The following is a 14920-nucleotide window of genomic DNA, read 5'->3' on the forward strand; positions in this document are numbered from 1 at the left end:
AATTATAAAATCCCTCTGATCGGCGCTAATATGACATTGGGTGCAATGGCATAGAGCATAAAAAATGCCAGCATGATGAAGAGCACACAATTAGAAATAATAAAAATTAGGGTTTTTCGTTTATGCCAACGCTGCAAGCCAAGATTTTCTGTGGCTGACACCACACCAAAGACAGGAATGCCTGTAATTTTTGCTACCTGGCTACTAGAGGTAACCACAGGGTTAACCTGACTAAATAACAGTGATAAGCCAACACCAACGCCAAAAGCAAAAACAGTCGAACCCACTAGAAATAGCATGCGTTTGGGCCCAACGGGTGCAGTTGGGGCTCGAGGTGGGTCAATAACTTTAAATTGTATTGGGTTGGTTGTTTCATTGGCTTGTTGAGCTAATAGTGCTGTTTCTTTGCGGTTGAGTAATTGTTCATATTTTTCTTTTGTAATATTATAGCCACGATTCAATGAGGTTAACTCTGCTTCAATTTCTGGCAAAATGTGAATTTTGCTTTCAAGCTCTTTAACTTGCCGGCGATAATCATTGGCTCGAACGGTAGTTGATGCCACTTGATTTTCTAACTGATTCACTTGTATTTGCAATTGTTGTATAACGGGATTTTGGCTGCTTAAAAGCTTACTGCCATCGTCATTTTTAGTGCTACTTAAATATTCATCAATTTCTTCACTGCGTTTATTATTTAAGTGAGCCAGTCTGCGTTTCACTTCTTTAACATCAGGGTGCATTTCAGTGTAACGTAATTGTAGTGAATCTAAATTTGCTTCTAATTCAGCAATACGATCGTCATAAGTGGTTTGAATGCTATAGGAATTCTTAATGTTATTTTGAGCATTACCGCCACTGGACGGAGAAGAGCTTAATTGCGCTTTCGCAGACTTTAATTGAGTCTCTAATTCACGTAAACTTAAATCAATTACTTTTAGTTGCTCTTTTACAAGATTTAACTTTTGATAATAGCCGCCATATTGACCGGGTAAAACGTCACTATATTTTTGTTTAAAATCGGTCAATCTAGATTCAGATGCTAATAAACGATTTTCATAGTCTTTGATCTGGGTATCTAAGAATTTTTGTGCTGAGTTGGAATCGTTTCGATTTTCACCTAACGTATTCTCAATAAACACAGTTAATGCCGAATTAACGACATTTTTTGCCATTTCAGGATCTTTATCTAGATAAGAAATGGTAAAAATATTATCTGCGCGACCACCCGTTTTTCTAATCGTAATATTAGATTTTAAGCGATCAATTAATGACTCATAAGCTGCAGGCGTAGTGGCTTGAACATCTAAATCTGTCATACGCGTTATGCGCTCTAGATTTGGGCGACTTAACAGCGTTTTAATCATTAAGCGGATTTGTGTTTCGGGATTTGTTTTAACCGTTAAACCTTTTAACAACGGACCCAGGATAGATTGAGTATCTACGTATATACGGGCTTCAGACTCATATACATTATCGAGTTGAGCAATATAAACCCACGCTAACGGGCATATTAACCAAGTTGATATGATAATAAAGCGACGCTTAAGCCAAATCCCTTTAAGGTAATCTATAATTTGTTCTATAATTTCTTGCATGCCCGGCCTCTAAAACAGGTAAATAAAGCTATTACGTTTAAAACCATGTTTCAGGTATTACAATAATATCGCCAGGTAATACATCAACATTTGCTGATATTTCCCCATTTTTAATTAGGTCTTCAATAAATATGTCATATTGTTTTTGTAGACCATTTTCTATACGCACTAATATTGCCCCGTTACCATTGGCAAACTCAGTTAAGCCACCAACGCGGATCATAACGTCTAATAAGGTCATATGTTGAATGTAGTTTACTGCTTTGGGCTGGGCTGCTTCACCAATAATGCGAATTTGCTCACTGAAGGGGCCAACAAAATTATTGACCGTTACGGTCACAACAGGTTCTCGCAAATAGGTAGCAAGTATTTCTTCAATTGAGCGGGCAAGTTCCGTGGGTGTTTTGCCTGATACGGGAATATCTTCAACTAGCGAAGTGGTGATCATGCCATCAGGACGGACGATAAACGTGCCGGAAACCTCAGGATTACGCCAAACAAAAATATTGACCACATCGCCGGCACCAATTAAATATTTGTATGAGTCAACATCAACAGTGTTGGACGGGTGAAGCTGTGCAGGAGGTAATGTAGGCGAACTACATCCGGTTACAATATAACCTAGTGCAAGAAATATAAGTGCTTTTAATGTATTAGTCATGCATTTTTCCATGGTATTAACCTTCTTATTTACAACCGTTTTTTATATAAGCAATCAGATTGTATTTGATTTTTACATCTGATGCACATTATTTAATATATTGTAAAGATATTGTAAATCAAGTGCATTAAATATACTAACATTTGCACATACTAATCTTTACATTTAGTAATGAATCAACTCTAATAAACACCTGAGAAAATAAAAGCATTGCATGCTGGTTTATTTTTATTCACTAAAAAGGAACTTTCCAACCTTATGTCGAGCCTTAAATTTCGCGACTTATCTTCGGGTAGCAAGTCTTTAGTCTTAATCGAATTTTTCTGTTTTGCGGGCGCTCTTTTACTGAGCTTATACTTAAATAGTTTATTTCATTTTGTTGCTTACGATACACAAAGTATCGCGTTAAACGTGTTGTTTATCCACGCAGTTGTTTTTGCTTTAATGGTTCAGCTTTCATGTTTGGCAATGGGACTTTATAACTCCAAGTTAAGGGAGAACTTGCGAGGCGTCATGAGAAGATTACTGGTGTCGGTCGCTATCGGTTTCTTTATTGTTTCTTTGCTCAATCCTATTTACGGTGCTGACGCATTAGCTATTGAGCTACTAGCTATGGCGTCATTGATAAGTTTGTTCATAGTGAGTGCTGTGAGGTATTTAACGCTACGAATAGACTTTTTTGGTTTCAATAAACGCAATATCCTAGTATTAGGAGGAGGTGAACGTGCCTCGATTATAGAAAGGCGAATGCGTCGTGATGTTGACCGACAAAACTTTTTTATGCATGGCTTTGTTGTCCTTAATGGCGATGCTGACCATGGCATCATCAATGAAAATATCATTAAGTTAGATACCTCATTAGTTAATTACGCGTTAGAGCATCAAATTGATGAAATTGTTGTGGCCAACGACGAGCGCCGAGAAAACCTACCTGTGGATGAACTTTTTGCCTGTAAAATTAGGGGCGTTGAAATAACAGAAATTCTTGACTTTATAGAGCGTGAAACGGGTCAAATTGCTGTTAATTTAATTTATCCAAGTTGGGTTATATATTCGAATGGCTTTGCATCACCTAATCATCTACGAAACACTTTAGACTGGGTCTTTAATGCGGGTATGGGCTTTATTTTATTGATGGTTACTTGGCCTATTATGCTCATTACTACCCTATTAATTAAGTTAGATGAGGGCTTAAAAGCGCCTGTTTTTTATTCTCAAGAGCGTGTTGGCGTAGATGGCCAAGCCTTTAGTATTATTAAATTTAGAAGTATGCGACTTGATGCAGAAAAAAATGGTGCTCAAATGGCCTCAGAAAATGACGATAGAACCACAAGAATTGGCAAGTTTATTCGAAAATATCGCATTGATGAACTACCGCAAATATATAACGTAATGCTGGGTGAAATGGGTTTTGTTGGCCCTCGTCCCGAGCGTCCAGAGTTTGTTCAGCAGTTGATTAAGAATATTCCATACTATAATGAACGTCATAACGTTAAGCCGGGTTTAACAGGCTGGGCGCAACTTAAGTACCCATACGGCGCTACAGAAAATGATTCTTTAGAAAAACTAAAATACGATTTGTATTACATCAAACATCGCAGCTTTATGTTGGATTTACTGATTTTAATAAGAACAGTTGAAATCATTTTATTTGGCAAGGGCCGCTAAACTTTCCACCCTAATGTCTTTAAACTCAAGTGCCTATGTACTTGAGTTTGAGAGATAGCTTCAAGAATAAACCCCCACATTTATGCAGGTTTACACCGTAATATTAATCACTTAAAACCGCTATTTGTTAACCGCTATTTGTTAACTGAAAGCTGACAGCTAGCAACTTAAAACTTCAAACTGTTGTGATCATTTAAAGGGTAGGTGCGTTAAGACACAACTCCATAAATCTTCTTTCAGTAAAGGGCTCAGAAATCGAGAATCGTCCTAATTGAAATTTGTTAGGCTTTAATTCTTGATTGATAAAGTATCGAAAAGTGAAAGCAAGTTGATATCCTTGTCGATCTATTTCATCAAACATGTCTTTGTTATAGGTTGAGGCATTACCCACGGGGTAAGAAATAGACAATACTTTTTGAGCTAATTTCGCTTCTAATAACATTTTTGCATGCGATAATTCATGTGATAGTTCTTTGGCACTTAAGCTTGAAAAAATACGATGCGAATGTGAATGAGCACCGATTGTCATGCCGGCTGATTCCATTTCAGCTATATGCGCCCAAGTCATAAATTCACTGTCATAATGCTCTAATACCAAGCCAGTAATCTGGCGTAATTCTACTAATTGCTTTTCTATCGGCGCCGATGCCGATTTGAATTGACTTAGTACGGCTTTAATTTTTTTATTTAACGTTGTGTTAGATAATACAACCGGCTTATGCCACGAAGGCAGACTCAGTTCATCTAAATTACACTGCCTAACATGCCAGGCGATTTCATCCCACCAGGGAACAACTTCTGATTCAATTAGCCCGGTAGCAACAAAAAAGGTGGCGGGAACATTCATGGCCCTTAAAACAGGAAAAGCTAATTCGTAGTTATCTAAATAACCATCATCAAAGGTAATGTAAGCGAGCTTTTTATCAACTATCTGGCCACTATTGACTATGGCTATAAAGTAAGCCTGATTGATAATTTCAAAATTATTTTTAATAAAAGCAACGTGTTTTTCTAAGTCTTCTACGCTACAAGAAAATATATTAGGGTCATACTTTCCCTTATTAGCGTCACCTATACGGTGAAAATTAAAGCAATAAATGCCATTTTTTCGATAACGCCATAATATTTTCGTCATGCCTAAATGACGGAAAATTCGCGTTCTAATTTTATTGATCAGCATGCGCTATTTCGCAATGAAATCAGGTTTGGGTAAGATATAATCACGGTATTGATGAGGACTTCCTGCCTCATTTGCTTCAGCTGCTTTAATCATATTGTACATTTCCCTGCTATTAACGTAATGCAGCTGATGACGCTCACCATCGTTGTATTTAGCTTCTAAATAAGAAAACATATCATCAGCAGGTTTCCCTAATATAACGTCCATATCTCTTTCTTGTGTGCCATGAGTGTGCACTTTAATGAATACCCAATCAGGCTTACCCTTAACATGCACATTAGCTTCTACCCATAAATCAACACGCTTATCAGTCGGCTCCATGCCTTTTCTAATGTCAGCGTTCTCGATTTGAGGGAAAATGCCTTTTTTTAATTTTTTCCAGTTCAACATCAATGGGCCGTTCACTATCATAAGGTCACCCCATGGGCTTCCTCCAACACTCACGTCAACACCCGTGTTATGCGATTTAGGTTTAAGCGCATCATCTTTGGCGTAATAGATACTATTAATGGTTTTAGGTTGTGTACTATGAGGGGCCGACGGATAGGTAAAGTCGGCGTAACAACCGGTTTCTTTTAAAACAATTAATTCGTCGTTTACACCACAAAGTTTACCGTCATGACCTGAATTATCTAGTGTCCAATTACCATGAATAAAGCCATACATTAATTGCCCTGTTTCTGGATGATGGGATAAAGCACCATGGTCATTATGTAAAACATGACAAAATTGGCTAATAGACGCTCTTAGGTTATCAGAGGTGTCATTGTCATGATGCAGGTGTACTTCTATCTCACCAAAACCAGCGCGACATAATTTAGCGATTTTATCTAAATGTTCAAAGCGATACTCTTCCTCGGGGTAGAAAAAGGTATGTTGAGGGTGTACGCCGTTGGCATCAAGGTGTTTACTGGCCATGGCTGGATATTCTTCACACCAACGGTCAACACGGCTGCGTTCAATATCAATGCTATTTGGCTTACCCCATTGTGGCTCATAGTGATCAACAAAGGAGAAAATAATATGTTGGGTATTTGCCGCGTTGTGGGCTGGCTTGTTCATGCGTTGTTTAATGTATTGTGGCAGCCACTCCTGCATATTTTTCTTCTTTAAAATAAGAAAAAATAGATATAAAGCTATGAAAGATAGAAATAAAAATAAAATGATCACTAGCGAGTTGTCCTTTGCCAAGTTCCCTGCACGTTGGAACTAAAATATTTAATAAATCCACGCATCAATGCCAGATTCATCGCTACAAAAAAAGCCAAAAGTGCGATTAACATTGTTGTTTTCTTGTTATCGGCCTGTTGTTTAATGCCATAAAAGGCAGTGAAATAAAATATTAATTGCGCCGCCAGTATCGCTTGATAAAAACCACTATCAAGTAACAACACATTGCTAATCAAGACGATCAACATCAAGTGTGGTACAAACCATCGGCAGACTTTATGGCTAATATAAGCGACAAAACGCCAACCTAATAACGGGTTTAAAGCCCAAGACATCTTAAAAAAAGCTTGGTAATTACCTAAGCCAATACGCACTCTTCTGCCTTTTTCTTCGGCAAGGTTTGGGGCTATCTCTTCAACAGCTATGGCTTCAGGGTCGTAAACTAAACGAAAACCTTGCTTTGCCACATTCATCGCAATTTGAAAGTCATCAACAATAGTGTTTGCAGGCAATGGCATAAAAAGTGACTTTCTAATAGCATAAATAGCCCCATTTGCCCCTTGTAGTGCATTCAGCCTAGATTCATGAAATTTTAGTACTTGTTCGTAACGCCAATATACGTTGTCTTTATTGTCACCCGTATCGCCATCTACTAGATGCAGCTCACCGCAAACTGCGCCAACTTTATCATTGTTAAAATGCCGAGCTAATTGCGCTATGGTATCAGATTGAAAATGGGTATTAGCATCAGAAAATATGATGATATCGTCAATGGTTTTTTCAACTAAGTCATTTAAAACACTCATTTTCCCTCTGTTGGTGTTAAAAATATGCACGTATAAATTTTCGATATCACAGGCTGAGAGTATGTCTGCGGTTTGATCGTTACTGCCATCTGAGCCAACTAATAACGTAAGCTTTTCTTTTGGGTAATCTAAGCTGACTAGGTTTTCTATTCTGGCTTTGATGCAAGACTCTTCGTTATATGCAGCAATAATGACAGTAACAGCGGGGTAATCCTTAATATTTAAGGTCCGGCGTTGATGTCTGCGCCATAAATACTTAGTGTCACTGAAAGCTTGTTTAATCCCACTAAAAGTAAATAAAACTAACGGGTAAATAAAATAACTGTAGATAATTATTGTGAGGCTAACCCAAAATAAGCTTTCCATTAACTCGCTGCCCCGTGATTTTTTTTCATATAAGCTTTAGCTGGTATACCCAGCATAGTGGCGCCTTTATTAGCATTTTTAGTCAGCACGGCATTAGCACCAATTTTCACATCATCAGCGACGGTTAGCCCGCCAATAATTTTTGCACCCGCACCAACAAATATATTGTTAGCTAAAATAGGTGATTGACCTTTTTCATCGCCAATAACTACGCCACTTTCTAGGGTAATATTATGGCCGCCAACCACTTTAGAATTAATAACGATGCCCATAGGGTGCATAATGACAAAGCCAGGGGCAAAGTCAGCGCCACTGCCGATAACACAAGCGTTTAAAAATTTATTAGCCCATTGAAAAAAGTAAGCCAATAAGCCAAGTTGGTGGGTAGCACACCAGCGCATACATCGATACAGCACATTAGCGCTTGTGCCGTCAGCCATGAAAATTCTGAGCATACTGACATCAGCACCATCTTGGGCAAAAATTTGTTGTTTTCTTCTTAAGTCAGCTTTTAAATTATCCATTTCAATTACCATCTCGATTTATATCTAGACTCACGAGCGATAATAACTGCGCCGCGTTATGCTGCCATTGGCGCTCGCTTTCAATATAAGCACGGGCATTAATACCGACGGCTTTATGTGCTTTTCTATCATTAACAATGTCAAAAACTTTGTCGATACAGGCTTGTTTATCGCCAGCTGGAAACAACCAACTGGTCACGTTATCTCGAACAACCTCGGCAATAGGACTAAAGTCAGGAGCGATCATGCCTTTGCCCATCGCCATAAATTCAAATAATTTCATCGGTGAACCATAATCATTTGAATCAGGTAATATCCCTAAATCCATGGCGGATAAATAGGATGAAACTTGGTGATGTGGCACTTTACCCGGTAAAATAACTTGCGATTCAACACCGGCTTCAATCACCTTGTTTTTAATGCCCTCAAAAGCGACACCATCGCCTACTAGCAATAATACTAGTTCAGGTGTTTGTTTTAATCGATGGCAAACTAAATCTACAAACCAGTCAATACCATGCCAATGCACAAATGCACCGACATAACCCAGCACTATTTTGTCTTCAATACCGAGTTTACTTCTTAAAGCGCCACCTGAGCTTTCATCAATAACAAACTTATCTAAGTCGGCCGCATTGGGTGAAACAACCGAGTTTGCAATCTCACCGTAGGCTTGCTCAGCGACTTGCTTAAATCGCGTTGAAATAAACACTAAGCCGGTAGCATTTTTAAAAGTCCAAGCCTCTATTTTTGCAGCAAGCTTTTTAAAGCTTAATGCACGCACCCTTTGAACTTGGCAAGAGTCGTTAATTTCTAGCACTATGGGTAAGCTATGACGTTTTGCCCACCAAACACTGGAAAACATAAATAAAGAATAACGTTCATAAATAAGGGTAATATTTTTTTCTTTAACCGCTTTACGTAAACGTATTAAGGCAATTAAATTAAAAGCCAGTTCAAAAATTTCAAAGACAAATTCTGGCACATGTTTAGTCAGATCAGAAAGTATGGAAAAACTACTTTTTTTAGTCGGTGCTTTTTTAGCCTGTTCAACTGCAATGTTTGTTTCTTCTGCTTCAGGTTCGGCTCCAGGTAAAGATAAAATATCCACGTTATTACCTAACTGCCTCAAGCCTTTAACAACACCTCGAATATGCACACCTTCAGCACCTCTGCCACGGGTTCTATGATGAAATAAAATATTCACTCGTATTTGTGCTCCAGTGCGCTAAAGCAGTAACCTTGCGCAAGCCATTGCGGAATTAGTATGTCAAGTGCATCAATACAACGTGTGTTGTCGTCATGAAATAGAATAATATCGCCAGACTTAACTGGCTGTTTTAGTAAGCGCTCGGCAATTTTATTAGCAGGCTCTTTTAAAAAGTCTTGAGAGTCGCGACTCCAATGCACGGCGGTAATTTTTTTCAGCAGCAGTGTCAATATTAAGCGTTTATCCCAACGCCCATGAGGCGCTCTAAATAAGGTACAAGGTTTACCCGTAATCTGTTTAATAATGAGATTAGTTTTATCAATTTCTATGATTTTTTCAGTATGTGAAATTTTATGAAACGCGGGATGACTATAAGAGTGATTCGCGATGGTGTGAGCGCGCTTGTGGATTTCGTGCAGTAAATCAGGGTTGCTTTCTGCTCGACTACCAATAATAAAAAAGGTGACCTTAATTTGATATTTATCGAGTAAATCCAACAAACGCTCGATTACGCCAGGAACAGGACCATCGTCAAAGGTTAAATAGAGTGTTTTTTCTTGTTGAGTTTTGCTCAATAAAAATAAACGGTCGGGCAGTATGATTGACCTGAGGAGATATTTTAATTTACCGAGCATTAAATCATAGTTCCATTATTTTGATTAAATCACATTGTAACAGTAACGATTAATAATCATACCCTGAATGTTAATAATATTGCTATCAAGTGTTAATTTTCATTAACATTTGCAGCAGTTGCTGGCGATTTTTTTGCCAAGAAAACTGTAAGCTATGCTGCTGTATTTTTTCTTTATCCCATGTGTTTGATAAAATATAAGCTAAGCCATTGGCCACGGCCAAGTCACTTTTGGCTGAAATTATTTTGCCACAAATTTTTTCATCAACCACTTCAGGAATACCACCAACATTACTGACCAATACCGGTATGCCACAAGCCATTGCCTCAAGTACTACATTTGGCACACCTTCGTTATAACTAGGTAAGGCTAAGGCACGAGCTTGGCTAATAAGCTCAGGCAATTGGTCATGATCAACACTGCCCAATAAAATAACCTTGTCACTGATGGCTAAATTTTTTGCTTGGCTAGAAATTTCACTGCGTAAATTACCAGACCCAGCATATAACAATTTAAGGGTAGGGTGTTTTTCACTTATTGCAGCAAAGCCTTTGAGAAGCTCAATGACACCTTTCTCTTTTTTTAAATTACCAACATATAAAATATAATCATCAGTTTTTTCTTTTGATATGGCATGCTGAACTTGAAATTTTTGCTGATCAACACCGTTGTAAATAACATGAATTTTTTCTTTATTAACACCCATAGCGATCATTTCATTAGCTAGAGCCTGAGAGACTGACAAAATGCCTAAAGCTCTTTTACTGGCATTAACTATTTGTTTGGCGCGAGCCGGCACTTTGCCATGCAAATTAATATCACTGCCATGCACTTTAAAATAGAAGTCACAATTAAATAGCTTGCTGATCCAACTAGCCGCTACAGCGTCAGGAAAGGCCCAGCTGGCGAATATTTTTTTCGGATTTTTGCGCATTAACCAGTAACCAGAATGCAGCATTATCGAGGCAAACATCATAGCGCTATAAAATCGACGACCAAACTTTGGCAGGTAAAAGTAAGGTACATATCGCAAGTTTTCTGTTTGTTTAAGCTCTTTTCTATGTGAAATCCAATCAGCAAAGGCAATGGGCACTAAAACACTTTTAGTAAATTTATCATCGAGTTGAGCAAACTGCTGACGGTTGAATGTTGCTCGATTAGGCTCCCAAGGTAAAGGGTATAAATTAGAGATTATAACAAGTGATTGTTTGCTTTTATCAGAGTTCACAAATAGTTACTCTGTGTTTGCCGCTAACGGTTAGCGGGATATCATCTACTAGATCAAACACCAGCTGTAACTCGTTTTCAGCGTATTTATTTATCTCTTTGGCAATGTCACTTCTGTTTTGTTCAGTAAAGTGCTTATTGGTAATCAACAATATCTGCAAACTAGATATTTCGCTTTGCTTAACTTGAAATTTATCTATGCCAATAAATTCTTTAAACAAGTGTGGGAAAAGCTCGCCGGGAATTGATTTGCCAGAAGCAGTTTTAATCATATCGAGTTTACGGCCATCAATACTGCTCATAATGGGTAACGGGTTTTCGCACCCGCAAGCTTGGTCTATTAAAGTGGCTCGATCACCATTAACATATCGAATTAATGGCATGCCATAATTATATAAGTCGGTAACAACCAAATCGCCTGACTCGCCAGTTATTGACTGTCCTAAATTGTTAACAGTTTCCACCACTAGGTGATCACTATTAATATGCAATTTTTTGTGTTCTTGGCATTCTGCTGACATCAGCATAAATTCACGACAACCAAAGGTATTATAAACCTCACAGTTAAAAGCTTTTTCGATGACTTGTCTCTGAAATTCGTGCAATGGCTCGGCACCCGTCAGAATCGTTTTTGGGGGGAATACCGATATTTTGTGTTCGATAATAAATCGAGCTAATTCATATAAAGGGTTCACATAAGAAACCATTGCTGTGGGTCGATAACTATTTATCTCCTCTACATAGGTATGCATATTGTTGGTGTTCATGGCGAACGAATTAAGCATTTTTCTATTGTAAAACCTATGGTACAAGTTATTTTTTATACTTTTAAATAATGTGGGTTGACCAATATCAGCCCCCCAAAGGTATAACGTTTTTTGCCCTAAGCCTGCGCCTAACCAACCATAACCGCGCCACATAATAGCTTCTCGGCGTGTATTGCTTTCTATATCAAGTTCGAAACGAAACGGTTGCCCTGTAGAGCCACCGGTCGCTTTTTTGATATTGTTTTTTGCGTTATTGGCGACAATGTCACGATAATGCTCGGTAATATCATCTTTAGTCACTAAGGGGAGTTTGGCAAAATCTGACATAGTCTTAATGTCATCAATAGAGTGTATGCCAACTTTAGCCCAAAACTTTGGATAAAAACTGGTATGTTGAAATGCATGCTCAAGTAATTTTCGCAGCTGCTGCCACTGATGTTGCTTTAACTCTTCAGGCGTCCAGGTTAAATGTTGTTCATAATGGGTGATATGTTCAACAAGATTTTTACCTTTAACAAGTTCATACATCGGCATTAATACATGACGAAAAATTGCGGTATACATCAGTAAAAACCTTCCTCTTATTTTTAGTCGTCCAATGACTTAAATTTAACAAATTAATTACATAAAAGTAACGCTTTTATAGTAATATTCTTAGATAATAAAAAATTAACTGCTTTGTTGATAATAATACCGCAGTTGTTATGACTTAAATAAAGGCATTTGTAGCGTTAACTATTTTAACTAAATATTTATGCACTTACATTTAGGGCGACATTTATGATGTTAACTTGGCAAGTTAAAGTTTGGCTACATGCTTACCTGTGTGGATTACATAGAGAAGTAAATAAAAGGAAGTTTTTGTGTCGCAAGTATTAGTTTCTGTTGTTGTACCTGTATATAACGGTGCAGAATATCTAGAAAAAACTGTTGAATCGATATTAGCTCAAAAGTATGAAAATATTGAACTTATTTTAGTTGACGACGGTTCTGTAGATAATTCAAAAGCTATTATTAGTCAACTTGTAGCGCAAGACCCCCGTATCAAGCCTTTTTTTAATAGTAATGGCGGTGTTGCTCACGCTAGAAACTTTGGTATCGCGCAAGCAAAAGGGGATTTTATCGCCTTTTGTGATCAAGATGATTTATGGCTACCAAGCAAGCTCAGTCAACAAATGCCATTGTTTAGTAATAACAAAGTTGGTCTAGTTTACTGTGGCGCCATTACTGATTATATTTTATATAAAAGGCAGTCAAAATCAGGCTTTAAAAATAAGCACAAAGGCAAGGTTTTTGAGCAATTAGTACAATTAAATATGCTCACTTGCTGTACCGCTGTAGTTCGGAAAAGCGACTTACAGCAAGTCGATGGTTTTGACGATGACAGAGCGTTAATGGGGGTAGACGACTGGCACCTTTGGCTTAAATTAGCCATGGTTTGTGAGTTTGATTTTGTTGCAGAATACCTCGCTGTTCACGTATTTCATGGCGACAATTACTCATTAAACGATGAGAAAATGCATGAAGCTGAAATGGTATGTTTAAAAAAAATTGAAACAATAGCGACTACTTACCAAAAAACTGCAGACTGGTCGTTAATCAAACAACAGCTACACCTTAGGTATGCTAAGTCTTATATTTATTCGGGCTTGTATAATTTAGCCGGTAATACTTTGATTCGTGCGCACCGAACTAAAAAAAATATTCCGTGCTTGTTAAAAGGCTGGTGCATAAAAGTAGTGCCAAACTTTATTTGGCATATACTGCAAAAAAATAAACGTAAATTAGCCGCTAAATAGTGACACTATATTCAGGTTTTCTGTTGGTGGTTTTTTCACTATAAGCGTTGGTTTAAGTAAGTTGGGTGAAGTAATAAAAAAGAATAAAAGGATTTTTTTGATGAATAAAATACAACTTGCTAGCGCATTAGTTATTAATTTGTTTTTTTATATGCTTGGTAAAATTATCCCAAAGCGTAAAAGTTTATGGGTGTTTAGCGCATGGTTTGGTCAAAAATATAGTGACAACCCTAAAGCTTTCTTTGAGTTTGTAAATAAGCATCATGGCGACAGAACGCAAGCGGTATGGATCACTAAAAATCCTAATATATTGACAGAGCTTCAGCAAAAAGGTTACTGCGCTTATCATGAGAGAAGCTGTAAAGGAATTTGGCATCAATTACGAGCGAGTAAGGCTTTTATTTGTCAGTCGCTGCACGATGATCTATTTTCTCCTTGTATAGGGCAGAGCACAGAGGTAGTTCAGCTCTGGCATGGCATTCCTTTAAAAAAAATAATGTTCGACGTCTTTGGTGGACGTGAAAATCAAAAAAACTCAATGGGGCGGTTTATTGATTGGTTGTCACCTTATAATAAACACCGAAATGATATTGTTGTCGCCACCAGCGAACTGACACAAAATATATTAGCAAAAGCATTTAGAGTTCCTCTAAACAAGGTATTAACTTGTGGCTTTCCTCGTAATGATGTTTTTTTTGAACATATTGAACATATTGAACATATTGAAAACGAACAATTTAAATGTATTTACATGCCAACATTTCGAGGTGGAATGGCGTCTGAATGTGATCTGTTTGAAAAGTACGGATTCGACATTGAGCAAATGGAAGCTGAACTTACAAAGCATAATATTAAGTTAACGTTACGCATGCACCCCGTAAATAAACCTCCCTATCAAATAGTAAAACAAATAAAAAATTCAAAAAATATTAAGTTAGATGCAGGAAACGACATATACCAAACAATCAACCAATATGATTGCTTAATCACAGATTATTCAAGTATTTATTTTGATTTTCTATTGTCTAATAAACCTATTGTGTTTGCACCGTTCGACTTAGACCTTTATAAAAAACGTGAACGAGCACTTTATTTTGAATTTGAAGAGGTGACATTAAAGCCCTATTGCTATAGTTGGAATGACATACTAAATCGGTTAATTATGCTAAAAAACAATAGTAAATCAATAGAGTATAAAAAACAGTATGATTATTTAAAAGCTAAGTTTCATGATAAAACGCACTATGATTCTTCGCCATTCTCCAATCAACTTTATAATGAACTGACCAAATAACAAATAACAAATAAGGAT

13 protein-coding genes are annotated in these 14920 nt (G+C 37.4%); 3 read left to right on the forward strand and 10 right to left on the reverse strand.

Features of this window, described 5'->3' with window-relative positions; translation table 11 throughout:
* Window positions 1–2: 2 nt before the first annotated feature.
* Window positions 3–1595 carry an XrtA system polysaccharide chain length determinant gene (locus H4J41_RS16740; protein ID WP_182137255.1) on the reverse strand — a complete coding sequence of 531 codons (1593 nt, stop codon included), beginning with the start codon at window positions 1593–1595 and terminating at the stop codon, window positions 3–5.
* Between the two features lie 37 nt (window positions 1596–1632).
* Window positions 1633–2256, reverse strand: coding sequence for an XrtA/PEP-CTERM system exopolysaccharide export protein (locus tag H4J41_RS16745; RefSeq protein ID WP_259363405.1), 624 nt, complete (start codon window positions 2254–2256; stop codon window positions 1633–1635).
* A 258-nt stretch (window positions 2257–2514) separates the two neighbouring features.
* Between H4J41_RS16745 and H4J41_RS16750 the strand changes: the two genes are divergently transcribed.
* On the forward strand, window positions 2515–3924 hold the full coding sequence (locus H4J41_RS16750; RefSeq protein ID WP_182137257.1) for a TIGR03013 family XrtA/PEP-CTERM system glycosyltransferase: 1410 nt from the start codon (window positions 2515–2517) through the stop codon (window positions 3922–3924).
* 193 nt (window positions 3925–4117) lie between these two features.
* On the opposite strand, the gene H4J41_RS16755 is transcribed toward H4J41_RS16750, so the two are convergent.
* The 8 genes from H4J41_RS16755 to H4J41_RS16790 all read right to left on the reverse strand — a co-directional run bounded on the left by H4J41_RS16755 (window position 4118) and on the right by H4J41_RS16790 (window position 12373).
* Window positions 4118–5104, reverse strand: a complete 987-nt coding sequence (locus H4J41_RS16755; protein ID WP_182137258.1) for a polysaccharide deacetylase family protein — start codon at window positions 5102–5104, stop codon at window positions 4118–4120.
* Between the two features lie 3 nt (window positions 5105–5107).
* A complete protein-coding gene (locus H4J41_RS16760; RefSeq protein WP_259364472.1) occupies window positions 5108–6202 on the reverse strand; it encodes a hypothetical protein in 1095 nt (364 codons plus the stop codon).
* A gap of 71 nt (window positions 6203–6273) precedes the next feature.
* The gene (locus H4J41_RS16765; RefSeq protein WP_182137259.1) at window positions 6274–7446 is read right to left on the reverse strand and encodes a glycosyltransferase family 2 protein; all 1173 of its coding nucleotides are present in this window, start codon (window positions 7444–7446) and stop codon (window positions 6274–6276) included.
* Window positions 7446–7970, reverse strand: coding sequence for a serine O-acetyltransferase (locus H4J41_RS16770; RefSeq protein ID WP_259364474.1), 525 nt, complete (start codon window positions 7968–7970; stop codon window positions 7446–7448). Before H4J41_RS16770 ends, H4J41_RS16765 begins: the two co-directional genes overlap by 1 nt.
* 1 nt (window position 7971) lies before the next feature.
* Entirely contained in the window at window positions 7972–9177 is a 1206-nt protein-coding gene (locus H4J41_RS16775; protein WP_182137260.1) for a glycosyltransferase family 4 protein, read from the reverse strand.
* Window positions 9174–9815 (reverse strand): polysaccharide deacetylase family protein, encoded by a 642-nt coding sequence (locus H4J41_RS16780; RefSeq protein WP_182137261.1) that lies wholly within the window; start codon window positions 9813–9815, stop codon window positions 9174–9176. The genes H4J41_RS16775 and H4J41_RS16780 overlap by 4 nt, the downstream gene beginning before the upstream one ends.
* Before the next feature lie 85 nt (window positions 9816–9900).
* Window positions 9901–11043, reverse strand: a complete 1143-nt coding sequence (locus H4J41_RS16785; protein ID WP_182137262.1) for a glycosyltransferase — start codon at window positions 11041–11043, stop codon at window positions 9901–9903.
* Window positions 11033–12373, reverse strand: a complete 1341-nt coding sequence (locus H4J41_RS16790; protein ID WP_182137263.1) for a phenylacetate--CoA ligase family protein — start codon at window positions 12371–12373, stop codon at window positions 11033–11035. Before H4J41_RS16790 ends, H4J41_RS16785 begins: the two co-directional genes overlap by 11 nt.
* A 299-nt stretch (window positions 12374–12672) precedes the next feature.
* Between H4J41_RS16790 and H4J41_RS16795 the strand changes: the two genes are divergently transcribed.
* Both H4J41_RS16795 and H4J41_RS16800 read left to right on the forward strand, forming a co-directional pair.
* Window positions 12673–13608 carry a glycosyltransferase gene (locus H4J41_RS16795; protein ID WP_182137264.1) on the forward strand — a complete coding sequence of 312 codons (936 nt, stop codon included), beginning with the start codon at window positions 12673–12675 and terminating at the stop codon, window positions 13606–13608.
* A 100-nt stretch (window positions 13609–13708) separates the two neighbouring features.
* A complete protein-coding gene (locus H4J41_RS16800; RefSeq protein ID WP_182137265.1) occupies window positions 13709–14902 on the forward strand; it encodes a CDP-glycerol glycerophosphotransferase family protein in 1194 nt (397 codons plus the stop codon).
* Window positions 14903–14920: the final 18 nt, after the last annotated feature.

The sequence above is a fragment of the Colwellia sp. MB3u-45 genome (assembly GCF_014077005.1).
Classification (GTDB): Bacteria; Pseudomonadota; Gammaproteobacteria; order Enterobacterales; family Alteromonadaceae; genus Cognaticolwellia.